This window comes from Francisella hispaniensis FSC454, assembly GCF_001885235.1.
GTDB lineage: Bacteria > Pseudomonadota > Gammaproteobacteria > Francisellales > Francisellaceae > Francisella > Francisella hispaniensis.
The window spans coordinates 937648-962895 of sequence record NZ_CP018093.1; the positions used below are offsets into that span (position 1 = coordinate 937648).

Sequence of the window (25248 nt, forward strand, 5' to 3'; positions counted from 1 at the left end):
TTATCTATCTATAATACAACTCTAATATTATTAAGTTCTTTCAAATAATGAAAAATGCAAAATGGATTTTGATTATTCTCTGTTTAGGGTATTTTATAGATTTTTATGATCTGACAGTATTTAGTGTCTCTTATGTAGATTTATTAAAACAGCAGTTTGGAATATTTGATTCTACTAAAATCCAACAAACATATTATTTGATAAATAATATTCAAATGGTTGGTATTTTAGTTGGGGCAATATTGTTTGGTATCTTAGCTGATAGATTTGGACGTATTACTGTCATAAAATATAGTATATTGCTTTATTCTTTGACTACTTTATTGTGTATATTTGTAAATAATATTTATATATTTATGCTACTAAGATTCTTGGCATATCTTGCATTAGCAAGCGAGTTTGCTGTTTCAAGTGTCTTAATAGTTGAGTTTTTCCCACCAAAAATAGCTGCTTGGGGTATGAGCCTTTTATACATATTGGGTGTTTTAGGTGGTATGTTTGCGACATTTTTAGGTGTATTTTCTTATAAGATTATGTTTATCTTTGGTGGATTTGCCGGTTTGGGTATATATGCTTTTAGAAGAGTTCTTGAGGAGTCGCCATACTTTATTGAGTTGTATACATCAGATAGATTTAAAAATGCTGGAAGTATAGTTTTTCTACTCAGAAACTATAGTAAACCATTGATATTAAACTTTTTAATTACACTACCTTATTTCTTTGTAATTACAGTAATGTTAGCTTTGGTTAAATTTATTGCTACAGATATTGATTTTGCTAGTTTAGTGAAGATGTTTTTATTTGGTTTTTTTGTAGGAAATATTATTAGTTGTATTTTTAGTGGTATCTACAATCATTATTTTAAGTCACCAAATTTATTTTTTATCGTTAATATTATTATATTTCTAACAAGTATTTTTGCATATAGATATATATCGAGTAATTTCATCTTCTTATATGGAATATTTATTGGCTTAATTGGTGGTGGTTATAATATTATGTGGGCTCAATATGCGGCTACTGAGTTTCCAACAGAAGTTCGTTCATTAGCTTGTAACATGATATTTGCTCTAGGTCGTACAAGTAGTATTTTCTTTGGAATTACCTTTGCATCTTGGCTTGCTAGTGAAGAATTATTTAGACAAAATGTTAATATTCTTGCTGTTGTTGTAGCAATTATAGTTTTATTAATCATTTTCTTTTATAAAAGAAAAAAGATTTTAGTTAAATAGAGAAAATGTTTTATGGTAAATAAAATTTTATTTGGAATTACTGGTAGTGTATCAGCTTTTAAAGCTATAAATTTAATAAGGCTTTTTATAAAAAATGGTACTGAATGTAAGGTTATTGTTACTAAAGGTGCACAACAATTTATTAAACCTGAACTTTTAGTAGCTTTAGGATGTGATGTTTATACAGATGAAAAACTAGATATGTTATCTTATCAGCAAAGTATGGCACATATAAATTTACCACGCTGGGCTGATAAGATATTTATAATTCCGGCTTCTGCAAATACTATTGCAAAATTAGCTCATGGTTTGGCAGATGATTTATTGAGTCAAGCTATTCTTGCTAATAATGATAATTCTAAGGTATATATAGCGCCAGCGATGAATGTAAATATGTGGCAAAACCAATTAACCCAGATGAATATTAGTAAGCTTCAAAACATAGGCTTTAATTTGATAGCTCCAGATCAAGGTATTCAAGCTTGTAGTGATGTTGGTAGTGGTAGATTACATGAGCCTGAAGAGTTGTTTAAATTGTTAGCTACTTCTCAGGATTTTAAAGGTAAAAAAGTTCTTATAACAGTAGGCGCAACTGTTGAAGATATTGATGGTGTTAGGTATTTGTCAAATTATAGCTCTGGTAAAATGGGCTTTGCTTTGGTCAAAGAGTTGCTTAATAGAGGAGCAAACGTTGTAGTATTAAAAGCTAAAACTACAATAAATTTTGATATTAAACATACCAATCTAGAAATTATCGAGAGCAAAAGTGCTGATGATATGAATCAAACAATGCTTGAGCAAGCTAAAAATAGTGATATTTTTATTGGTTGTGCTGCAGTGGCTGATTATAAGATCAAAAATAAATTTACTAATAAAATTAAAAAAACTGATGAAACTTTAACTTTAGAATTTATTAAAAACCCTGATGTTTTAGCAAATTGTAAAAAATCATATCCAAACATTTTTGCTATAGGTTTTGCAGCGGAATCACAAAATATAATAGAGTATGCTCAGGCTAAGCTTGTCAAAAAAAATCTAAATATGATAGTTGCTAATTCAACCGAAGTATTTGGTAATGATAATTCAAGTGTAGCAATATTATCTAAGCATCAAAATAAACAATATAATAATAAATCAAAGTCAGAAATAGCTAGTTTAATATTAGATTTTGCTAAGGAGATAATATGAGTTCTAGAGAAGTTTGTATAGCTGGTAAATGTAATAACTTGATAACATTAAAAAATGATAATGTTGAGTTAACACTTTTGGATTTGGGTGCAACTGTTTATTCACTTAAGACTAAGGATAAACATGGTAAGTTTGAGAATATAGTCTTACAGTATCAGGATATAACAGAATACTACAATAATCCATCGTACTTTGGTGCGACTGTAGGTAGAGTAGCAGGTAGAATTAAGGATGCTAAGATTTTGCTTGATGGTAAAACATATTACCTAGAAAAAAACTACCAAGATAAACATACTTTACACGGTGGATTTAATAATATCACATTACAAAAGTTTGCTTTTGAATTTATAGATTCTAATAAGGTCAAGCTTACAACAACACAAAAATCAGTAAATGACAAATTCCCCGCTGATGTTACTATTAGTGTAACCTATGAGCTCTTAGAAAATTCTATAGTTATCTATTTTGATGCTGTAGCCACAGCAGATACAATTTTAAATATGACTAATCATTGTTATTACAATCTATCAGGAGATTATAAGTCAACAATAGTTGATCATCAACTTGAAGTGCCTGCAACACAATTTGTCAATGTGGATGATGATTTGATACCGATAGATATACAAAACTTACCTCAAGAAATGGATTTTAGACAAAAATCATCTATTAGTGATAAGTTAAAATATCAAGATTCTAAATATTTCCGTAGGGGTGGTATTGATCATTGTTATATAGTTGATGGAATAGTAGTACTTGAAGATAGTAATAGTGGTAGGAGGTTAAAGATTTCAAGTTCATACCCAGCAATGCAGATTTATACTTGTAATTTTAGTAGAGGGCACACTCTTTCTAATGGTAAAATACTCAAACAATATGACGCAATATGCTTCGAGCCACAATACGTTGGAGCATTTGATGGTAATTATGATAATCATCCAGCAAAATTGAGAAAAGGGCAGCAATATCAACATTTTATAAAGTTAGAATTTTGATTTCTAAATACTTTAAATAAATCAATAATATTTTTGTGCTGTCCTAGATAACTAAGCTATGCTAGTATAGTTTTGATGAAAAAAGTAGGTTAAGTTCATATTAAAAGATAAGTTAATAGATTTATTGATAGCGGGTAGTACAGAGTACAGCACGAACTGCTTCGGAATGAGTATCGGTGAATAAGACCACGGCTAGTTATAGTTATAGTTAATCCGAAATAGATATGTAATACTACGACTTGATCATAGAATCTAGTTTTAAAATTCATAAGCATAGATCTTAGGATCACACTTTGACTTCCCTCAGTGACCCAGCTATAGAGTGACAAAGTTTATTTTCAAAATACACTCGGATTAACTATATTATTTCCATAGATTAAGACTATTAATTTATAAGAACAGTAAACATTTTTAAATGTTTACTTGAGAAGTTGAAGTAGATAAAAGCTACTTTGGAGAAGCTTGGAAAGGTAAACTAGGAAGAGAATCTAGAGGTAAAATACCTGTATCTGGGGTATTAATTCCATAGTAAATTTGCTGATCTAAAAATTAAAGCTAGTTGATTTTTAGATGATTTAAAATGGCAAAAGTTATATATCACAACTTTCTTAATCAACTTTTATTCTCTTCAAAAAGTTTTCGATAAACTCTATTCTTTGTTCTGCAGTTTTTGTGGCTTTTATAATTAGTAGATCCTGTTCCTTAGTAAGTTTAAAATCACTAGGCTGGGATTGGATAATTTTTATTAGTTTTTGTGGTTCAAATTTTGTATTGTTTGAGAAACTAATTTTGCCAGATGTCGCAAACATTTTTATTTGAGTAATTCCTAGTGCTATTGCATCTATTTTTATATGTGCTACTTTTAGTAGATAAAGAACTTCTAAGGGTAGTTTACCGAAGCGATCAATTAGCTCAATCTTGATATTAACTAGTTCTTTGTGATTAGCTTTAGAGATACGTTTATAGATATTCAAACGAGTATTAACATCATTAATATAATAGTCAGGAATTAGTGTTGGAATATTTAACTCTACTTCGCAGATTGTAGAGTTAATAACTTCTTCAATATTAAGTTCTTTACCAGCTTTTAGATTTGCAATAGTTTTATCGAGTAAATCCATATATAGATTTAAACCAATACCATCAATATTACCACTTTGCTCCTCTCCGAGTATTTCACCAGCGCCACGAATTTCTAAATCATGATTAGCTAAAGTAAAACCACCTCCTAGTGATTCAGTGTTGCTGATAGCCTCAAGCCTTTTTAGAGCATCCTTAGTGATACTTGTTTCATTAGGTATTAGCATATATGCATAAGCTTGATGATGTGAGCGACCAACTCTACCTCTTAGTTGATGAAGTTGAGCTAAACCTAAATTATTAGCATCTTCAATAATTAGAGTATTAGCATTTGGTATGTCAATACCTGTTTCAATAATCGTTGTACACAGTAGGATATGATACTTGTTATGTTTAAAATCAAACATAACTTTTTGGATTTCTTTCTCACTCATTTGTCCATGAGCTATAGCTATTCTTAAGCGAGGAAACAACTCTTGAAGGATTTCTTTTTTCTTTTGAATAGTTTCAACCTTATTATAAAGATAAAAAATCTGCCCACCACGGATAGTTTCACGACTTACCGCTTCACGAATTATATTGTTATCATATTCTTTGACAAAAGTCTTAACTGATAAGCGCTTTGCCGGAGGTGAAGCGATAATTGATAAGTCTCTTAATGCTGAGAATGCCATACTTAAACTACGCGGAATAGGTGTTGCAGACATAGTCAAAATATCTATTTCGGCTTTTAGAGCCTTTAACTTTTCTTTTTGTGCAACACCAAAACGATGCTCCTCATCAATAATTAGTAAACCTAAATTTTTAAAGTCAATTTTTGATGAAATTAGTTTATGAGTGCCAATAATTATATCTACAGTTCCTTTTTTGAGATTTTCAAAAAGTTGTTGCTGAGCTTTTGGTGTTTTTGAACGAGTGATTACTTCAATATTAACTGCAGTATTAGTGAACCTATCTTTAAAGCTATTATAATGTTGTTGAGCTAAAATTGTTGTAGGTACTAAAATGGCAACTTGTTTTTGATTTTGTGTTGCAAGGAATGCTGCACGCATGGCAATCTCTGTCTTACCAAAACCTACATCACCACAGATTAGTCTATCCATAGGTTTCGTTGAGATCATATCTTTAAATACATCATTAATAGCTAAAAGCTGATCAGGAGTTTCCTCATAAGGAAAGTCTGCGCAAAATCTAAGGTATTCTTCCTCATCTAAGCTATTGCTAAAACCTTGACGCATTTCTCTTTTTGCATAAATTTCGAGAAGATTAGCCGCAACATCAATAATCTTTTTAATAGTTTTTTCTTTTTGTTTTTTCCACTTATCTGTACCAAGTTTATTTAGAGCTATTTTTTCGGTAAGAGAAGAATTATAAATAGAGATTAGATTTAATGATGTTATTGGCACATAGATTTTGGCATCATTTGCATATCTTAGTAATATAAACTCATCTTTTTTACCATTTAGCTCAATACTTTCTAAGCCTTCATATCTACCTATACCATGGTCAATATGGACAACATGCATTCCTGGTTTTAAATCTGTAAGGTCTTTAAGATCAATACTAGGATGATGATCATGTTGTGAAATTTTGGTGGAGTTATAGCTATGTTCAGGAAATAAATCTGCTTCTGTAATTAAAACAATTTTTTTGTCTATAATTATCCCTTCTTGAAAGGGAGAAATTATTAAGCAGAATTTAGCAGTTACTTCTAAGGCTTGATTAAAACTTTTACAGCTTTGTATATTTAGATTAAGTTTATTTAAGTGCTCTAGAAGCACTTCAGCACGTCCGTTTGAATCAGTTGAGAAAATAACTTTGTCAAAGTTAGCTTTATTTAAAAGCTGTTGTAAATCTCTAAATGGATTTGCAAGCTTATAGTTTGCTGAGATTTTTTCTAAATGTTCTACTTTAAGTGTTTTAGATTTTGACTTTGGCTGCTGAAACCATTTGATATTTTTATATTCCCGGTAGATATCTTGTATTTCTTGCTGTGAGTAAAAAATTTCTTGGTAGGGTAGAATCGGTCTATCAATATCATGCTTAAGTTCATTATATCTAAATTTTACTTCATCAGAGAAAGCTTCAGTAGAATTACTAATATTATCAACTAAGTGAATATTTGTTGATTGCGGTAGATAATCATAAAGACTAGTAAGCTTGTCATAAAACAAAGGTAAATAAAACTCAATACCACTGAAATATTCATTATATCTTATATATGTTGCTATAGTTGAATTAAGAGCTTTTTCACCACATAATCTCTTGAGCTTATCCAAAGCAAAAGTAGTATTTTGATCGTTATATACTAGCTCATGAGATGGCATAATATTGATTGATTGGATTTGATTACCAGAACGTTGTGTTTCAGTATTAAGTTCTTTGATACTATCAACTTCATCATCAAAAAGATCTATCCTAAATGCAACTTTTGAGCCGATAGGATATATATCAATAATACTCCCGCGAATACTAAATTCACCTTTTTCAAAAACATTGTTTACTAAAGTATAACCTGCTTCTGTAAGTAGTATTTTATATTTAGTGATATCTAATTTATCACCTGTTTTGAGTATAAAACTATGCTCTTGTATAAAGCTTGTTGGTGCTAGTTTTCTTAATGTATTTGAGATGCTTGTGATTATTAGAGTATTTTGTGGTTGGTGTGTCATTTTATGTAGAATTTCTTGGCGTCTAGAAATAATATCTATAGAAGCTGAGAATCTATCATAAGGAAGGATTTCTAAATTTGGAAAAAATAAGATATCTATCTTTGGATTATCTTTATTTAGATATTTTAATTCTTTGTATATCTTATGTGCTTGTTGTGAGTCTTCAGTTACTATTAAATTAAACTGATTATTTTGCTTGAGATATTCGTTAAATAAAATACTAAAAGCAGAGCCATAAGCATTAGATACAATTGTATCATTAGCAAATATTTGGTTATTAAGCATTAGTAAAAATTATTGGATTAGAAATTTAGATAAATGATAATATAAATTATTCTCTATCGCCAGCTACAGCACCAAAGATTTGTAATAGAGTTACAAAAATATTAAATAAAGATACATAAATATTTACAGTAGCTAAGATATAGTTAGTTTCCTCACCTCTTACGATAGCATTTGTTTGCCATAATATAAAACCACCAGATATAAATGCAAATACTAGCGATATAACTAAAGCTAAAGCAGGAAGTTGTAGAAATATATTAATTACTAAAGCTACTAATGCAACAATAGCACCGATAGCACAGAATGAACCTAATCTATTAAAATTTCTCGCAGGGCTCATTGCAACTACAGATAAACCAAGGAATATAAGACCTGTAGTTCCAAATGCCATCATGATTAGCTCAGCACCATTTTTAAACATAGTAAGATACATATTAAGTATAGGACCTAATGAATAGCCTAAAAGTCCTGTTAGAGCAAAAGTTAAAACTATGCCCCATGGTGAGTTTTTAGTAGCATTAATACCAAATAGTAAACCAATGTAAACTACTAGCATCAGCAATGGGTTCATTATCGTTGCGCCTGTACTCATCGCTATAAACGCTGTAAAAGCACTAAATAGTAGTGTCATAGATAACAACCAATATGTATTTCTAAGAACTTTGTTTGCTCTTAGCACAGACTCTTGAGAGAGTGAGTCTATTACACGAGTATTATTTTCAAAGTTATTCATTTTTTCTCCTTCAAATTTGTTTTATATAATCAATAAAAGCTTATTAGAAATTAATTATAGCATAATTGTATAGTGTTAAATATGGGGTATGAAGCTATAATTACAAGAAAATTATTTATAAACTAATAGAAATATCATATAAAAAAGATACAAATATTAGTGATGAGAATATTAAATATAGTAGTGTTGTAGTAATAATTTCATTTTTACCGCCAGCAAGTATTTTGCCAAGAGAAAAATATATTGGGACAATGAAAATATTTAAAATCAAAGCTAAGATTGTAGCAATCATAATCATTATATTGCTGACTAGGATATTATTTGTAAAAATTATTATTAAGATAAATACTCTGATAGCTTCAATATACAACATAATTTTTATAATATTTGAGTTTGTAATTGATTCAATACGCAAAGTTATAAGTTTAAATCTCCAGCCAAAATACACTATTATGCATAATAAATAACCAGCTAGTAAAAATAAAAAAGTACTAATCGCAGAATTTAGATATTTTGGATCTACTACATTTTCGTATCTTAGAAAACTAAGATAAAAGATTTTATTTATAACTATAAGTGCTAAACTAAAGTAGATATATTTTAAAAGATTTTTACCATTTTCTTTGTTATTAGAAATTGTAAGGACATGTAAGTATATTAGTGATAGAGGTAAGATAACTAAGTTTAGACTGCTAAAAACATTTAGATTAACAAGCAAATAAAAAAGTATAAATGCAAATATAAAAAAGATTAAAAGTACTCCATAAAAGCTTATGTTTATTCTTTCTGTTTGACTTGTTAATGAAGTATTAAGCTTATAACTATTTTTAAGGAAAAATAATAACAAAAATATAACTATAAAAAAGTAGAGAATTTTAAAATAGTACATACTTTTGAGAATTAAAAAATATATAATAATTCCTACGGCAACTCCAAGTAAAGCACTTGAATATACACCAATAAAGCCATATATTCTACGAATATCTGTCTTGAGATAAAAAGCACTTAAGTTAAAAAGTAAGTTTACAATAACTATCGCAAGTCCAATCCACAGCGCAGCGCAGCTGAATAGGATCATATTATTTATAAAAGATAAAATAATAGCTACTATGATGAATTGTAAACCATGAATAATTGATTTAGTTGAGCCAAAAATATAGTTACTTATACAACCAAAAATCCCAGCAAAAAATATTACAAAAAAATAATCATTGCGATTATAGAAGAAGTTAATATTGCCGTAATCGTTTAATATCGTCATAAAAGGAGCTATACATAAACATAAGCAAAAAGACATAAAAGCAATGATATGTAAACCCCTGGGTTGGTTAAAATTAATATTTACTTTTGAAATTTTTGTAGAATTTCTCATTATATAAGTGCTAACTCTTGTAGTTTAGTTAAATAGTTTTGTTCATCTGGGAGAGTGTTATACTTTTGTGATTTCCACATTTCCTCTGCTAAATAGTCTATCATAATATGATGTACTTTATGCTCATCATAGTTATATTTACCTAGAAGTTGCTGATATACATTGCTTATGCCAAATGGACGATTTGTTTGAACTTGTTCAATAATCGCTAAATGTAAGCTTATATGTAAGAAAGGATTTATTTGTCCCATTTCAGGAGAGTAGTCTTTATCAATATTATCAATTTTAATCTGTTTATGATACTCTGGATGTAGCTCTATAATCCTAGCTATTTGCTCTTCTAATGCAGTTAAAGGCTTGTCATTGACAAACTTATCCCAGCTATCGATAAAAAGTTTACGTAATTGGTATCTATCTTGAGAGAGGATCATCGATATTTTTCCTTATCTTTAAATTCACAGTAGTCATAAATAATACAGTTGCGACACTTTGGTCTTTGAGCGGTACAAATATATCTACCGTGTAGAATTATCCAATGATGAGCATCTTGTAGATACTCTTTTGGAATAACTCTCAAAAGCTTTTTTTCAACTTCGTTGACATTTTTGCCCTTAGCTAATGGGATACGATTTGCAAGCCTAAAAATATGTGTATCAACTGCCATAGTAGGCTTACCAAATGCAGTATTAAGCACTACATTTGCTGTTTTTCTGCCCACACCAGCTAAAGATATTAGTTCATCAAAATTATCTGGTACTTTACTATCAAACTTTTCAATTAGATCTTTAGATGTTGCTATGACATTTTTGGCTTTGGTTTTATATAGACCTATAGATTTTATATATTCAGCTAATTTTTGCTCACCTAAAGCGTATATTTGTTCCGGAGTATTTGCAACTTTGAACAATATTTTCGTAGCTTTATTGACACTAACATCAGTTGCTTGAGCTGATAAAATTACTGCAACTAGAAGTTCAAAATTAGATGTATATTCAAGCTCTGTTGTTGGTTTGGGGTCATTTTGTTTCCATGTTTCAAAAATTTGGATTCTTTTTTGCTTATTCATTGGTTAATGAAGATTTCTTTTTATTTCTAAACTTAGCTAATGAAGCAGCTATATAGGCTTTTTTATCAATTTCTTGAGCAGTTGCGATATTTTTGTAAACTTCTCTTTGCTTAGTCTTTGTCTGATTTACTCTCTGCTTGTGATATTCGTACCTATCACGATAGTGATTTTTTTGAGTTGTATAAGCATCCTCACTTAGATTATTTGGTTGTTTATCTACAGCTAAATCTACCAAAGATATACAATCCATTGGGCATGGTTCTACACATAGCTCGCAGCTTGTACATTCCGCTTCAATTACCGTATGCATGAGTTTTTTTGCACCTACTATAGCATCAACGGGACAAGCAAGTAAGCACTTCTCACAACCAATACACATTGATTCATCAATTCTTGCAACAGCTCGAGGTTTTTCTCGTCCTAGCGAGCTATCTAATGGTATTTCAGGTTTATTTAAAAGTTTTGCTAGCTCTTTTAAAGTTTTTTCTCCACCTGTTATACACTTATTATACTTTTCACCATTTGTGATAGCTTTAGCATAACTATAACAATCAGGATAAGTACATTTTTGACATTGTGTTTGAGGTAATACTTTATCAATTGCTTCTATGGATATAATCATTTTAGTATAATTCTATGTTTGTTTTTGCTTCGATATTTTTGATATAGTTGGTAATATTCGTTGGTATTTCAAGCAAATCTCTAGCCATTGTTAGGATAAAAAATATTGGAAAAATATTTATATCATCCCAAGAAAACTTTTCACCATTGATAAAAGGAGTTTTGATAAAAGGATCAATTTTTGCAAGTATTTGGTTTATTGCTCTGATTGAGTCATAAGGAGGATTTCTAAGTAAAGCATCAAAGTCACCAATATATTGGGATTTCTTATTTATAAAATATTCTTTAGCACTTTGCGTTGGGAAGTCACATTCATTGCGTGGATGATGAGGAATTCGAGGATATACAATTCTACGAAAATTTGGCTCTAGATCGTCAATACGGTCTTTGACGAAATCATCAATAGTTGATTCCGCAATCTCAAAATTCTGAGTCTTGGCAATAAACTTGCAAATTTCATCACTTTCTTTGATAAAAGTGCCATCATCTTTTTCTAAAAAAGGTACTTGTTTTGAGCCAATTCTATCGATATGAGCTTTTTCATCATCATTTGCTAAGATTATCATCTGATAGTTCAAATTGTTTAAGTCAGCAACTAATCTTACTTTTATACAGTAAGGACAATGGTGATATAGATATATTTTCATAATTGTTTGTTACCATATATTCATAATTATTGCGTTAATTATATCATTTCTTGAGATTAGATAAACTTGTTTAAGTAATCAGCAGTTGTGTTAAAAAGTGCATAACTTGCTAGATCTTTATTTTTATTTCTTTAAAAAGTCATTAGTATAAAATTTATTATCTTTAGGAAATACTATGTTTAAAGATCTAAAATCAAAACAAAGTTTTACAATCGCAGCAATTACATTTTGGGGGCAATTTGCAACTTATAGTTTCAATGCTATTTTAATCTTATACTTGACGAGATCTGTATTAGATTATGGTATTGGCTTTTCAGAAAGTCATGCTTATTCATTTCAAGGCATTTATAAGGCAATGAATTACGCAATTATCATGTTTGGAGGATATATAGCTGATAGATATTTAGGTTTAAGAAGATCTATATTTTGGGGAAGTCTGCTATTAGCTTTTGCATATTTGGCTGTATTTTTAAGTGGTTTTGTGGTCCATCTTAGTGATGAATTTTTTATTTTTGCATTTGCTTTAGTTCCTGTATGTGGATCTTTACAGCTAGGAACAGCATCTGCAATGGTATCAAAAATATATAGCGATAATCCTGTACATGCAAAAAGTGGTATGACAATGTTTTATATATCTGTTAATCTAGGTAGTCTATTTGCATATATAGTAGCTCCTTCATTAACCAATTATAAATTTGGTGCACTAGCAGTATTAAGTATAGTTTTTATTGGGAAATTATTAGCAATAACAAATTTTTCGTATAGATATAAAATTTATGATAATGTTATTGATGACATTGATAAAAAGCCAATGACAAGCATAGCTAAAAAAGTTGTGTTATGGTATTTGGTTATAGTATATATATTTACAGTTATTTGCTATCACTATCCAGACTATGCAAATATAGTTGTGGCCGGTATTAGTATGTTTTGTTTGTTATTATTTTTATTAAGAACAATATTTTTCTTAGATGGTGATGTACGTTTGAAGCAGGTGGTAGGGCTGATACTGATAATTGTAGCTGTAGTATTTTTTGTCATTTATAATCAAATGGGATCAACTCTTGTAATGGCAGCAAAGAACAACTCAGATCTTTTAATGTTTGGTTTTAAAGTTAATGCTGCGAGTTATCAGATAGTTAATCCAATTTTGATAATATCTGGTGGTATGCTTTTAATGAGGATATATCCAATGTTTCCAAGATTTTATATACCATATCAATTCGCTGTAGGAGTATTATTAGCAGCTGCAGGTTTATTCATAATGTATTATGGCTTCTCTATAGACAATAATGGTATTGTAAGTGGTAACTACATTACATTATCATATGTCCTAATTTCTATTTCAGAGTTATTTGTAAGTGCTATTGGACTTAGTATGATTGGCATATACTGTGATAGTAAAACTATTGGTTTTGCAATGGGAGCTTGGTATATATCCTCTTCTATGGCAAATTCTATAACAGGTCTGTTTAATCAAGTGGTTGCTCTTCCAAAAGATGGAATTAGTGCTTTAGAAAGCGCTAATATGTATAAAACTTATTTCTTTGATACTAGTTTAAGTGTTATGTTAATCGGAATTTTAGTACTAGTTTTAGCATACTTCTTAATAAGATTTATGAAAATAAGAAATATAGATTTTGTATAAAATTATAGACTAGGAGCATTAAAGTTTCTTTTAGCAGCTTCTTGATCTAGTAGATATAAACCACTGTCTTTGACAAGTTTGATTTTATTAATCATATCGCCAACAGTTGCTTCTTCTTCCACTTGTTCATCGATAAACCACTGAAGAAAACTCTTAGTAGAGTGCTCTTTCTCTTCTAAAGCTATATTCATTAAGTTATAAAATCTAGTAGAGACTTCTTGTTCGTGTACAAGAGTCGCTTCAAAAACTTCAAGTAATGAATTAAATTTATTTTGCGGTGCTGCAACAGATTTGACTTCGATACGACCATTTTTATCATTGATGAACTTCATGATTTTTTTTGCATGAAAAAGTTCTTCTTCATACTGCGCCATAAACCAATTAGTAAAGCCGCCAAGACCAAGATCTGCAGTGTAACCAGCCATAGCTAAATAAATATTTGCTGATTCTAACTCATAGTTAAACTGGTCATTTAAAGCATCTAATAATCTTTTTGATATCATGATATATCTTCCTTATTTTCATTTTTTATTAAAGTCTAAAGGTTTTTGAAAGTATCTGCAAATTTATAATATTAAAAATTGTTTAATAATCATAATAATTAGCTGGTAACTTAGGAATAGAGAGAATCTTAAACTAATTATTTATAAATAGGCGTTTATCTTTTATAATGTAGGGAAATTATAGCTTAAGTTAATATGCTAGAAATATTATGAAAGAAATATCTAATATAAAAGTTAAAGTTGAAAGTGGTACTAAATATACTACGGATCATGGTTTTCATGCTGTCAAAGATGGTATTAGAAATAAGAAAGAGAATACTGTGCATGTGCGTAAACCAGATTGGTTGAAAGTGCAAAAACAAGATTCTAGAGAATATCTAAAAGTTAAATCTATAACAAAAAAACATAAACTTTCAACTGTTTGTGAAGAAGCAAGATGTCCAAATATTAATGAGTGTTGGTCCCATGGTACAGCAACAATTATGCTAATGGGAAGTGTATGTACTAGAGCTTGTAAGTTTTGTTCTGTAGATACAGGTAATCCAAAAGGTTGGTTAGATAAAGACGAGCCTATAAATGCTGCACAAAGTGTTAAGCTTATGGGACTTGAGTATGTCGTATTAACATCTGTAGATCGTGATGATTTAGAAGATGGCGGTGCTGGGCATTATGCAGCAACTATTACAGCTATCAAAAATCTTAATCAGAATATTAAAGTAGAAGCATTAACTCCAGATTTTGCTGGTATTAACGAAAATATTGATAAAATCATAAATACAAAAGTAGATGTAATTGCACAAAATATCGAAACTGTAGAGCGTTTGACTCATCCAGTACGCGATCCACGTGCAGGATATTGGCAAACATTAAATTTATTAAAATATGTTAAACAAAAATCACCAAATGTGCTTACTAAAACTAGTATTATGGTAGGTCTAGGTGAGACTGATGAAGAAATTTACAAAACTATGGATGACGCGCGAAGTGTAGGCGTTGATATAATCACGCTAGGGCAATATATGCAACCGACAAAGCATCATTTGAGTGTTGAGAGATTTGTGACTCCACAGCAATTTGAAGAGTATCGCAAAGTTGGTCTTGAAAAAGGTTTCTTAGAAGTAGCATCAGGACCTATGGTAAGATCAAGCTATAGAGCAGATAGAGTTTTCAAAAGAAATAATTTAGATTTGTAAAATCAAAAAATATATAAAGGTGAATAAAAATGGCAAAAGTAGCGGTAGTATTATCTGGATGTGGTTATCTTGATGGTTCAGAAATATACGAAACTGTATTGACAATATTAGCATTAGAAAAACAAGGAGTAGAATGGCAAGGTGTCGCGCTAAATAGAGATCAAAAGCAGGTGATTAATCATTTGCACCAATCTGTAGATAGCAAAGCCTCAGCGCGTAATATTCTTGAAGAGTCAGCACGAATTACTCGGGGTAATGTCATTGATATAGCAGATGCAGATAGTGATGATTATGATGCGATAATCTTTCCAGGTGGTTTTGGAGCAGCTAAAAATATTATGGATTTTGCTTTTGTTGGTGATGATAGTTATCAAATGGATGAAGAAGTTTTAAAATTTGCACGAGCTTTTTATCTAGCTGATAAGCCTGCTGGTTATATATGTATAGCACCGTTGATGATACCACTGGTATATCCAGAGGGCACAAAAGCTACTGTTGGTACAGATGAAAATACCACGGCTATACTAGCAAAAAAAGGCGCTGAAGCTATAATTATGGATGCTACAGATATTTGTGTTGATGAGAGTGTCAAAGTTATATCAACACCAGCATATATGTGTGCAAGAAATATCTTAGAGGCAGCTCAAGGAATTGAAAAATTAGTAGAAAAAGTAGTTAGTTATATTTAGATAAAAGGTGTAAAAATGGCAGGTCATAGTAAATGGGCTAATATTAAGCATAAAAAAGCAAAAGAAGATGCAAAACGTGGCAAGATCTTTACAAAGCTAATTAGAGAGATAACTGTTGCTGCAAGATTAGGTGGTGGTGATAAAGATGCTAATCCGCGTTTAAGAGCTGCAATAGCAACTGCATTAGCAAACAATATGAGTAAAGATACTATCGAAAGAGCCGTAGTAAAAGGTGCTGGTGGTGATGAAAGTGCAAATGTAGAAGAAGTTCGTTATGAAGGTTATGGTCCTGGTGGTGTAGCAATTATTGTTGATTGTATGACTGATAACCGTAATCGTACTGTTGGTGAAGTGCGTCATGCATTTACAAAAGTGGAGGTAACCTTGGTACAGATGGTTCAGTTGCATATATGTTTACTAAAAGAGGAATCATCTCATTTGCACCTGGAGTAGATGAGGATGCATTGATGGAAGTTGCTTTAGAAGCTGGTGCAGAGGATATAATTACTCATGAAGATGGTAGTATAGATGTATACACAGATCCGCATGATTTTTCTGATATACAAGAGGCTTTAATTGAGAAAGGTTTTAATTCTGAAAGTGCAGAAATTACTTTTGATGCTGAGACAAAAGCAGAGTTAGATACAGAAACCGCAGAAAAAAATTATAGCGCTTATTGATAAGCTAGAAGATTTAGATGATGTACAAAGTGTTTATTCAAATGCTAACTTTACTCAAGAGCTAATTGAGCAAATCGGTTAGAATTTTATATTTGACTATCATTATTGATAGTTTTCTATATATTGGTGTTAATCTATAGTAAAATCTTGTAGTCATAGAGTTATAAATAAGTATTAAATGGTTATTTTAGGAATAGATCCAGGCTCAAGGATAACAGGTTTTGGAGTTATAAAAGTCCAAGATAATAAAATCTATTATGTCGCAAGTGGCTGTATTCGTATAACAGAAATAACTACGCCAAGAAGACTCAAGCAAATTGCTGATGGAATAACCGAGATTATAAATGTATACGCACCGACTGAAGCTGCAATTGAGCAAATATTTATGTTTCAGAATCCTATGGGAGCTATTAAACTAGGTCAAGCTAGAGGAGTGGCTATGTGTACACTAGCTATTAATAACTTAGAGGTTAGTGAATATTCAGCCAAACAAATTAAACAAGCTGTAGTAGGTACTGGAGGAGCTGCTAAATCGCAAGTCCAGCATATGGTACAGTCTTTGTTAGGTTTGAGCAAAAAAGCCCCCAGAGGATGCTGCAGATGCATTAGCGATAGCAATATGTCACTACCATAGTAGCAAATCATTAGCAAGAATCTCTGGAGCAAGTAGAGTTTCGCAAAAGAGAATTAAATGAAATATCAAAAAAATCATTTGTCTAAGTTTGATGTCAAACTTATAATAGCCTTATCATAAAAATTTACCAGTATTGTTTTATATGGGCACAAAGTATTATATTCGAGCTTGTACAGTATGGCTTATCGGCGCTACATTTTTCTTTTATGAATTTTTTTTAAGAGTGTTGCCAAATTCACTCCATCAAGATATAGTTAATAGTTTTCATGCGACAGCTTTTAGCTTTTCATTATTTGGTGGAGCTTTTTACCTGTGTTATTCATTATTACAAGTGCCAGTAGGATTTTTATTTGATAAATATGGTATAAAAAAATCACTATTTTTTGCTACTATCACTTGCGCGTTAGGAGCATTGCTTTTTTCGTTAACATCTAGCTTATATGTGGCTATTTTTGCAAGATGTTTGATGGGAATTGGTGCTGCGTTTGGTTTCTTAGGTTTATTAATAATATCAACACAATGGTTCCCGATGAAATATATGGGTATTTTATCTGGATCTACGCAAATATTAGGAACTTTAGGTCCTATTTTAGCTGGTGGACCATTACTATTTTTTGTAAATTATTTAGATAGTTGGAGATTAGTAATATTAATATCAGCTATTTTAGGAATTTTTTTAGCAGTATTAATTTTGATTTTTGTTAAAGAGGGTACTAAAGCTGCAGAAACTTTGAGCAAGCAAGAAGTAAATAGTGAGATAAAAAGTAATCTTTTAAATAAAAAATTAATTACTATATATTTCTACGCTTTCTTTATTTATTGTTCGATACCTACATTAGGAGCTGTTTGGGGAGTTAGCTTATTGCAAACTAAAGGACTTAGTATTACTCAAGCTTCTTATTCGGTGGCTTTTTTATGGTTAGGTCTTGGTATTGGAAGTCCTTTTTTTGGTCTAATGTATGATAAGTTTAAAGATAGAATAAATATGTTATTTGTAGTTTCTTTATTAGGATTTATTTGCGTTTGTGCTTTATTATTTTTACATTTAAATCAAATAATGAGTATGACTTTACTATTCTTGATTGGTTGTTCTGCTGCTGGTCAGACACTTTCATTTACTGTGATAGCAAACTATAGAGGACAAAAGCCTAAATCAATATTTTTTGGTATAAATAACACTGTAGTGATGTTCTCAGGGTTTATTGTGCCAATTATTGTTGGAGTTTTAGTTAATAGTTTTAATTTAGATATTTCGCTAGCTCTTTCGATTCTGCCTATCGCTTTTTTAGCAGCACTTATAGTAAGCTTAAAATTATCAAGAATTCAAAGAGGCTAAAGGATATTATTGATGATAAGTTTTATAAAAGGAGTATTGATAGAGAAAGATCCAACCGCTTTACTTATTGATGTAAATGGTATTGGTTATGAAGTTTTTGTACCGATGACAACATTTTATACATTAGGTGATATTGATAGCCAGATTAGCCTCTATACACATTTTGTAGTTCGCGAAGATGCTCAGCAGCTCTATGGCTTTAAATCAAAAGTTGATAAGAAAGTTTTTCAAGAATTAATTAAAGTTAATGGTATAGGAGCTAGAACAGCTATTGCTATTTTATCTGGAATGGATTCAAAAACGCTATTACATTGTATTGAAAATAAAGATTATGCCTTACTCGCTACAGTACCAGGTATTGGTAAGAAAACGGCAGAGCGCCTAGTTGTAGAAATTTACGATAAGTTATTAAAAATGGCCAATGAGATTTATGCTCAATCTTCAGGTACTACAGTAGCTAGCCTAGACTCACAAGCACCACAAGTACCAACACCTACAGTGATAGCAACTTCAATATTTAACGAATCGGTTGATGCATTATTGGCATTAGGCTATAAGCAAAAAGATGCTGAAAAAATGGCTCGTTCTGCTATGGGTGATGCAACTACAGCAGCAGAGGTAATTCGTAAAGCTTTACAAGGATCAATAAGATCGAAAAGATAATCTAAGAAAAATTTTTAAAGAGTCGAATTTTAACTGGACCATTTTGGAAGATAAACGATAATACGCCTACTTTTATTGTTACTAAAGATACCGTCCAAGAAAGACATTTGATTAAGAATTTCTTTTCTAAAATTAATCATTTTAGGATAGTATTCTCTAGGTTGGATAAAACCATTTCAGCATATCTGGGTATGATTAAACTAGCTTCTACTTTTATTGGGCTACGATAAAAAACTATTTTTGTGTACAGAACCTAGATAAAGGTCAAGTAGCATTTTTTAGGTAGTAGTATTATCTGAATACTAACCTTTAATAACCTAAAATTTTAATCTTAACCATTTTGTCTTTTTTGGAATTTAGCAGAGATAAACATGCCTAATAGGACACCAACGACAATAATTCCAATCATGATCGTAGCCAAGGCATTTATCTCAGGTGTAGGACCATTTTTTACAGTTGAATAAATATACATTGGTAAAGTAGGGTTATCACTACCCGCAACAAACTCTGTAACAACCAAGTCATCAATAGACAATGTAAACGTAAGTAGTGCTGAAGTAATTAGTGCTGGTATTAGCTGTGGTAGAGTTATTTTAAAGAATGTTTCAATAGGGCCAGCTCCTAGATCTAGAGCAGCTTCTTCTAGAGATATATCTACACTAGCTATACGTGATTGCATTACTATCGTTACATAAGCGGTACACATGGTTACATGGGCTATCACAACAGTAGTTGTACCACGCTCATGTGGCCAGCCGATTAAATGTTGTAAGGTTGAAAACATCAATAGTAAAGCAACCCCTAGAATAATATCTGGTAATACAAGAGGTGTTGCCACAAGACCATATAAAAAACTTCTAGATCTAAAAAATTTAAATCTAGTCATTGCATAAGCAATTATAGTACCTAATATTGTAGCTATTGCAGAGGTAATAGTAGCTATTTTAAGGCTAGTAAAAGTGGCATTTATGATATCTTCATCATTAATAACCTCATGATACCAGTCAAAAGTAAAACCACCCCATAAATTAATAATTTCAGAATTACTAAATGAGAAAACCACTAAAATTATTAGCGGAATATATAAAAAGATCAAACCTAATATAAGCATTATCTTACTAAATGAAAATCTTTTCATCGCTTATATCCTCCTAAACAAAAGTTCTCTTTGCTTGAATGCGTTGCATCCATAGGATAGGTAGAACTAGTACAACTATTAAAACTACAGATATCGCAGCAGCCATGCCCCAGTTATTAGAGGTGAAAAACTCTTCCCAAATAACATTACCAATCATTAACGAATCCATACCCCCCATAATTTGTGGCACAACTACCTCTCCAATAGCCGGGATAAATATTAACAAGCTGCCAGCAATTAGTCCAGGCATTGATAATGGTAGTGTTATCTTAAAGAAAGAATTAATCGGTCTAGAACCTAAATCCTCAGCTGCATCGTAGATACTAGGGTCGATTTTAATTAGGGTACTATATAGTGGTAATACTAGAAATGGTAAGTAGCAATAAACCATACCTAAATACATCGAAAAATCATTATAAAGTAAAGCCATGCTTGGTAAGCCTAAATCCATTAGAAATTGATTTAGAGTATGGTTACCCAATAATGTCACCCAAGCATAAGTTCTAAGTAAAAATGAAGTCCAGTATGGAATAATAATCAAGACTAAGAAGAAGATTTGAGTATTTTTTTTAGCTCTAGATAGCGCTAAAGCCATAGGGTAGCCAATTAAGATACACAAAGCAGTAGTTATAAAGGCAACTTTAAAAGATTTAAGTAGCGAAATAAATATTAGATTATAATGAATCAACTCAATATAATTACTTAAATATAATGTAAAGTGTAGAGCTGATTGTTTATAAGTCATTAATGAAGTCACTGGCGGAGTGCCATCTGCTGGTAATGTAAAACTGATACCTATGACAAATAAAAAAGGTATAAGTAAAAATACCATAAACCATACAAAAGGAACTAAGTACACTAAAGTATGTCTAAAGCTTTTTTCTAAGTTTTGCATTATGAGTATAACACCATGATATTTTCTGATTCCCAAGTGAGATATACTTCATCATCCCAAGAAGGATGATCTGCATTTCTCTCAATATTGAAGTCAGTTGACTTAATTATATTGCCATTAGCAGTCCTAACATGGTAAGTAGATAAGCCGCCCATATAAGCAATATCTTCAACAATACCTTTAATACAATTTACAGGTTTATTAGGATTGTAATCTTCAGGTTTGTCTTTACTTATGACTATCTTTTCAGGTCGCAATCCAACCCAGATTTCTTGATCTTCAATAGCTTCTATATTTCTTCTTAATACGAAATTAGTACCAGCTTGCTCTGAAGTTATAATGCTTCGAGTTCTACTTACTGCTTCTACACGACCTTCAAAAATTGTACTTTTACCAATAAAATTGGCTACAAATCGACTTTTAGGGAACTCATAAATTTCTGAAGGAGTGCTTACTTGCTCTAACCAACCGTCAGTCATAATACCAATTCTTGTCGACATTGTCATGGCTTCTTCTTGATCATGGGTTACCATTATAAAAGTACTACCTGTTTGTTCTTGAATATCTACAAGCTCAAACTGCATTTGATCACGCAAATTTTTATCTAAAGCTGATAATGGCTCATCAAGTAAGATTAATTTTGGTCTTTTTGCCAAACATCTTGCCAAAGCTACACGTTGACGCTGTCCACCAGATAATTGATGAGGTTTTCTTTTAGCAAGGTGGTCCATCTTAATAATTTTCAAAGCGGCATCTGTAGCTTTCTCAATCTCTTCTTTTTTAAGAGATTTCTCTTGCTTTAAACCAAACATAATATTTTGTTTTACATTCATATGCGGAAATAACGCGTAAGATTGAAACATCATGTTTACAGGTCTTTTGTATGGTGGAGTATTTGACATATCTACTCCATCTATAATTATCTTACCATCAGTAGGTCTTTCAAATCCTGCGAGCATTCTAAGTAGTGTACTTTTACCACTTCCAGATCCGCCAAGCAAAGAAAAAAATTCTTTTGGATAGACATCAAGATTTACAGAATCAACAGCTAGGTGGCCATCATCAAACTGTTTAGATAGGTTCTTTATAGAAACCAAAGGTTTTTTTGAAGATTTTTGCATCTTTAGGTTCTATATAAGTTGGTTAAGATGTGTAATAATAAGCAATTTTTCGATAGAAAAAAAGTAAATTTTAAAAGCTTTGGTAATTAATTATTTTTGGATATCTATAACTTGCTCGCAAAATATCAACTTTCGTAGGCTTTATTACATAATCTTGCTATATATAAACTTAAAAAAGAAGTTAATAAATTATAAGATTGGGATGATATAGTAATACTATTTATTGGATATAAGATTAAAATTATTATTGTTTACTTCAATAACTAAAAAAGTAACAAAAATGATAGAATAAAGAAGGACTTATTATGAAAGAAAGTAACTATGTAACACCTGAAAAGATGTTAAAGGACGGGGTAGATGGTGATATATTCAACGGAGTATTTATACGCAAAGGTACTATAGCTGCTGCTATTAAAAATGCTCAGATCTTAGATGATCCTCAATCAAATAAGCTAGACAAAGAAAAAGCTCTACAATATTTAAAAGACACAATACCAAGTTTAAATAAAGCATTTGGTATGGATAAAGTACTTTCTTGGAAAAATGAACAGCTTAATAAACTTTGATAAGATTATAAATATGGTTTTTACCCAAAAAATAGGCACATTTTTAATTGATAATACATAAAATATTTTCAATCTGATTTATATTTTTTAGAACTTATTTATTCTTTGATATTATCAAATACTTTATTAATTCTTTTCGAAATTAAGAAGAAAATAATAGTTAAAATAGCAGCAATAACCGTTAGGCAAACAAAGATATTTGAGTACATTTGATTTGTACCTAAAGCAGTAATATCTTCAGCTTTTAGTTTGTTACCAATAGCATAATTGGAAACAGGGCCTGCGATTACAATACCAATAGCCACATTTACAAACATATAGCCGGTAAAAATTCCCTGATGAATAGGTTTGATTAAGTCACCAACTAAAGCATAGCTAGTAGCATTTACATGGATCTCACCAGCTGCAACAATTAGCAGTAATAGTATTGGAAAGATAACATTAACAGTACCAGTATTTTTGTTGGCTAATAATATTCCGATCGGTATCATCATAAAAGCTATTATATATAAGCCAATACCTCTAGTGATTAAGCTACCTGGTGGGAGTGTAGTGCCATTTTTTAGTCTTCGTTTTGACAATATTGCTAACATGAAACCAAAAATAATTACACCTAAACTTTCAAAAGTGTTGACAGTTGCTGGCTCCATAGTTATGCCAAATAAAGACTTGTTCGTATTAAACTCAACAAAATTTTCTAATGCTGAGCTTTGCATACCTTGTACAAATGCAAAAATCATACATGCCGAACTTAATAGCATAAAGGCAATTATGCGTTCTCTATACTCTGGTTCTTGTTTTAAAGCGATAAAAGCTAAATATATAAATACTAAGATAAATACGCATATAACAAGGTTGCTACCAAATTCCGCATGTCTGATTAGAAATATTGAAAATAAAAAGCATACTAAGATTATTCCAGGAGCTACTAAAAAACGAGCATTAGACTTTGAAAATTGATTATGGAAAAATGTATCTTTATCCTCAACGTTTTTAAAATTTAGTAGATGCAAAACTACTGTTAGTGCTAAGCATCCGGCAGCTGTATAAAAGGCGATAGTATAGGCGCCATAGCTTTGTATCACTCCAGCTAAGATAAAGCTACCAACAAAACCTATATTCATACAACTATAGTTTATAGAAAATGCAATTCTACGGTTATGATCTTCTGTTTTAAAGAGTTGAGTTAACATCATATTAAGACAGCTGACATTAAGCCCAGCACCAGTGATAAATAGTGCCATGCCATAGACTATCATAGTTTGATTATGTTCAGCGATCATAAACATACTAACTACCTGTAGACATACACTAACTAAAAACAGACCTCTAAAGCTAAAAAACTTTCCACCTAAAGCACCACCTAAAAAATGTAATAAAAAGTTAAGGGCAAAAAAGCTTGCTGTAAGAGTATTTGCTTGAGTTTTTGTAAAACCACCATGATCTGTAAGGTAAAAATTAAGTAGTCCCATTAGTACCGCATAACCAACGGTTGAGAAAATTTGAATAATATTTATCTGTAATACGCCTTGTGGCATTTTTTTATAACTAATCATTTGTTCCTTGATATTAAGAATAAAACATAGAAAAGAGTATAATACAAATTATTGCTGTTTTGTATTTATTAAAAGCTTATGAATAAACTATTTGTAGCCACTGGTTTAATGGCCTAGAAATACTATATAGTTCTCAAAGTAACAAAAATTATATCTATTAAATAAATATTTATTGGAAGTATTATTTTACTATAGCCCCATCTTATAACCGTTTTGTAGAATTAATTGATAGAGCAATATCACCTTTAATTATGTTTATATCAAGCAATCATGGTAAATATAAAGACTTATATTTTGTTGATGCTACTAAAATGCCTCTTTGTAATAATCTAAGAGAGTCAAGACATAAGATGTTTGACGGTTTAGCAAAATACTGACTGGATTTTTGGCTTTAAGTTGTATCTATTAACTGACCATATTGGTGAAATTGTTAATAAGGAGCTCCTTTTCATTAAATTATGTAGTGTAAAGGATTGGTATTTGGCGATTGAGGCTATATTTCTAAAGATAAAGCAAGTAACTACTTAATCAATAATTCTAAGAGTTTATCTATGAAATAATTATCGAACTGAGCTTATAATTAGAATTAAACTTAAAATCTGATAATAGAAACTTTTTACTGGTAAGTATATTTCTTGCTGAGTATGCTGATTGTCTCTGACACAATGCTTCTAAACAGAAGGTCTTATACCTATCGCATAACGAGAACTATTCAAATACAAAAAATTACAAATTTAA

Annotated in this window: 21 protein-coding genes and 5 pseudogenes; 14 read left to right on the forward strand and 12 right to left on the reverse strand. The window is 30.7% G+C overall.

Features of this window, described 5'->3' with window-relative positions; translation table 11 throughout:
- Positions 1-47 precede the first annotated feature (47 nt).
- The 4 genes and pseudogenes from FSC454_RS04570 to FSC454_RS09965 form a co-directional block, all read left to right on the forward strand.
- Entirely contained in the window at positions 48-1232 is a 1185-nt protein-coding gene (locus tag FSC454_RS04570; RefSeq protein WP_014548462.1) for an MFS transporter, read from the forward strand.
- 12 nt (positions 1233-1244) lie between these two features.
- Complete coding sequence (coaBC, locus tag FSC454_RS04575) at positions 1245-2420, forward strand: bifunctional phosphopantothenoylcysteine decarboxylase/phosphopantothenate--cysteine ligase CoaBC (RefSeq protein WP_066046373.1); 1176 nt, start codon at positions 1245-1247, stop codon at positions 2418-2420.
- On the forward strand, positions 2417-3412 hold the full coding sequence (locus tag FSC454_RS04580; protein WP_066046374.1) for an aldose epimerase family protein: 996 nt from the start codon (positions 2417-2419) through the stop codon (positions 3410-3412). Before coaBC ends, FSC454_RS04580 begins: the two co-directional genes overlap by 4 nt.
- 361 nt (positions 3413-3773) lie before the next feature.
- Positions 3774-3932: pseudogene (locus tag FSC454_RS09965) on the forward strand (IS1595 family transposase); the annotation flags it as partial.
- 88 nt (positions 3933-4020) lie between these two features.
- Here FSC454_RS09965 and mfd read toward each other — a convergent pair.
- The 7 genes from mfd to grxB form a co-directional block, all read right to left on the reverse strand.
- On the reverse strand, positions 4021-7449 hold the full coding sequence (gene mfd / locus FSC454_RS04585; RefSeq protein WP_066046375.1) for a transcription-repair coupling factor: 3429 nt from the start codon (positions 7447-7449) through the stop codon (positions 4021-4023).
- Positions 7450-7495: 46 nt separating this feature from the next.
- Complete coding sequence (locus tag FSC454_RS04590; protein ID WP_014548457.1) at positions 7496-8182, reverse strand: Bax inhibitor-1/YccA family protein; 687 nt, start codon at positions 8180-8182, stop codon at positions 7496-7498.
- Between the two features lie 115 nt (positions 8183-8297).
- Positions 8298-9554 carry a hypothetical protein gene (locus tag FSC454_RS04595; protein ID WP_071794797.1) on the reverse strand — a complete coding sequence of 419 codons (1257 nt, stop codon included), beginning with the start codon at positions 9552-9554 and terminating at the stop codon, positions 8298-8300.
- The gene (locus FSC454_RS04600) at positions 9554-9985 is read right to left on the reverse strand and encodes a DUF1841 family protein (RefSeq protein ID WP_066045478.1); all 432 of its coding nucleotides are present in this window, start codon (positions 9983-9985) and stop codon (positions 9554-9556) included. Before FSC454_RS04600 ends, FSC454_RS04595 begins: the two co-directional genes overlap by 1 nt.
- Entirely contained in the window at positions 9982-10620 is a 639-nt protein-coding gene (nth, locus tag FSC454_RS04605; protein ID WP_066045476.1) for an endonuclease III, read from the reverse strand. Before nth ends, FSC454_RS04600 begins: the two co-directional genes overlap by 4 nt.
- Positions 10613-11242, reverse strand: a complete 630-nt coding sequence (locus FSC454_RS04610; protein WP_066045474.1) for an RnfABCDGE type electron transport complex subunit B — start codon at positions 11240-11242, stop codon at positions 10613-10615. The genes nth and FSC454_RS04610 overlap by 8 nt, the downstream gene beginning before the upstream one ends.
- A 1-nt stretch (position 11243) precedes the next feature.
- Positions 11244-11888 carry a glutaredoxin 2 gene (gene grxB / locus FSC454_RS04615; RefSeq protein WP_066045472.1) on the reverse strand — a complete coding sequence of 215 codons (645 nt, stop codon included), beginning with the start codon at positions 11886-11888 and terminating at the stop codon, positions 11244-11246.
- A gap of 175 nt (positions 11889-12063) precedes the next feature.
- On the opposite strand from grxB, the gene FSC454_RS04620 reads away from it, so the two are divergent.
- The gene (locus tag FSC454_RS04620) at positions 12064-13536 is read left to right on the forward strand and encodes a peptide MFS transporter (RefSeq protein WP_066045469.1); all 1473 of its coding nucleotides are present in this window, start codon (positions 12064-12066) and stop codon (positions 13534-13536) included.
- Between the two features lie 2 nt (positions 13537-13538).
- On the opposite strand, the gene FSC454_RS04625 is transcribed toward FSC454_RS04620, so the two are convergent.
- Entirely contained in the window at positions 13539-14039 is a 501-nt protein-coding gene (locus FSC454_RS04625) for a ferritin (RefSeq protein WP_014548450.1), read from the reverse strand.
- Between the two features lie 209 nt (positions 14040-14248).
- Between FSC454_RS04625 and lipA the strand changes: the two genes are divergently transcribed.
- The 7 genes and pseudogenes from lipA to FSC454_RS09655 form a co-directional block, all read left to right on the forward strand.
- A complete protein-coding gene (gene lipA / locus FSC454_RS04630; RefSeq protein WP_066045466.1) occupies positions 14249-15232 on the forward strand; it encodes a lipoyl synthase in 984 nt (327 codons plus the stop codon).
- 29 nt (positions 15233-15261) lie between these two features.
- Positions 15262-15921 carry an isoprenoid biosynthesis glyoxalase ElbB gene (gene elbB, locus FSC454_RS04635; RefSeq protein ID WP_014548448.1) on the forward strand — a complete coding sequence of 220 codons (660 nt, stop codon included), beginning with the start codon at positions 15262-15264 and terminating at the stop codon, positions 15919-15921.
- A gap of 15 nt (positions 15922-15936) precedes the next feature.
- Positions 15937-16683 (forward strand): annotated as a pseudogene (locus FSC454_RS04640) (YebC/PmpR family DNA-binding transcriptional regulator).
- Positions 16684-16779: 96 nt separating this feature from the next.
- Positions 16780-17296 (forward strand): annotated as a pseudogene (gene ruvC / locus FSC454_RS04645) (crossover junction endodeoxyribonuclease RuvC).
- An 81-nt stretch (positions 17297-17377) separates the two neighbouring features.
- A complete protein-coding gene (locus FSC454_RS04650; protein ID WP_066045458.1) occupies positions 17378-18571 on the forward strand; it encodes an MFS transporter in 1194 nt (397 codons plus the stop codon).
- Positions 18572-18583: 12 nt separating this feature from the next.
- Positions 18584-19234, forward strand: a complete 651-nt coding sequence (gene ruvA / locus FSC454_RS04655; RefSeq protein WP_066045456.1) for a Holliday junction branch migration protein RuvA — start codon at positions 18584-18586, stop codon at positions 19232-19234.
- Between the two features lie 95 nt (positions 19235-19329).
- A pseudogene (locus FSC454_RS09655) lies at positions 19330-19464 on the forward strand (IS5/IS1182 family transposase); the annotation flags it as partial.
- Positions 19465-19565: 101 nt separating this feature from the next.
- On the opposite strand, the gene FSC454_RS04660 reads toward FSC454_RS09655, so the two are convergent.
- Genes FSC454_RS04660 through FSC454_RS04670 form a run of 3 tightly spaced genes read right to left on the reverse strand, consistent with a single transcriptional unit; the run spans position 19566 to position 22388 of the window.
- Positions 19566-20372 (reverse strand): ABC transporter permease, encoded by an 807-nt coding sequence (locus FSC454_RS04660; protein WP_066045453.1) that lies wholly within the window; start codon positions 20370-20372, stop codon positions 19566-19568.
- A gap of 13 nt (positions 20373-20385) precedes the next feature.
- Positions 20386-21267: an ABC transporter permease gene (locus FSC454_RS04665; protein ID WP_066045451.1), complete on the reverse strand. Its 882-nt coding sequence runs from the start codon at positions 21265-21267 to the stop codon at positions 20386-20388.
- Entirely contained in the window at positions 21267-22388 is a 1122-nt protein-coding gene (locus tag FSC454_RS04670; protein WP_003015139.1) for an ABC transporter ATP-binding protein, read from the reverse strand. Before FSC454_RS04670 ends, FSC454_RS04665 begins: the two co-directional genes overlap by 1 nt.
- Before the next feature lie 305 nt (positions 22389-22693).
- Between FSC454_RS04670 and FSC454_RS04675 the strand changes: the two genes are divergently transcribed.
- Positions 22694-22954, forward strand: a complete 261-nt coding sequence (locus FSC454_RS04675) for a hypothetical protein (protein WP_066045448.1) — start codon at positions 22694-22696, stop codon at positions 22952-22954.
- Positions 22955-23052: 98 nt separating this feature from the next.
- Here the strand turns inward: FSC454_RS04675 and FSC454_RS04680 are convergent, their stop codons facing one another.
- Positions 23053-24510 carry an MFS transporter gene (locus FSC454_RS04680; protein ID WP_066045445.1) on the reverse strand — a complete coding sequence of 486 codons (1458 nt, stop codon included), beginning with the start codon at positions 24508-24510 and terminating at the stop codon, positions 23053-23055.
- A 161-nt stretch (positions 24511-24671) separates the two neighbouring features.
- Between FSC454_RS04680 and FSC454_RS09970 the strand changes: the two are divergent.
- A pseudogene (locus FSC454_RS09970) lies at positions 24672-24998 on the forward strand (transposase); the annotation flags it as partial.
- Positions 24999-25248 lie beyond the last annotated feature (250 nt).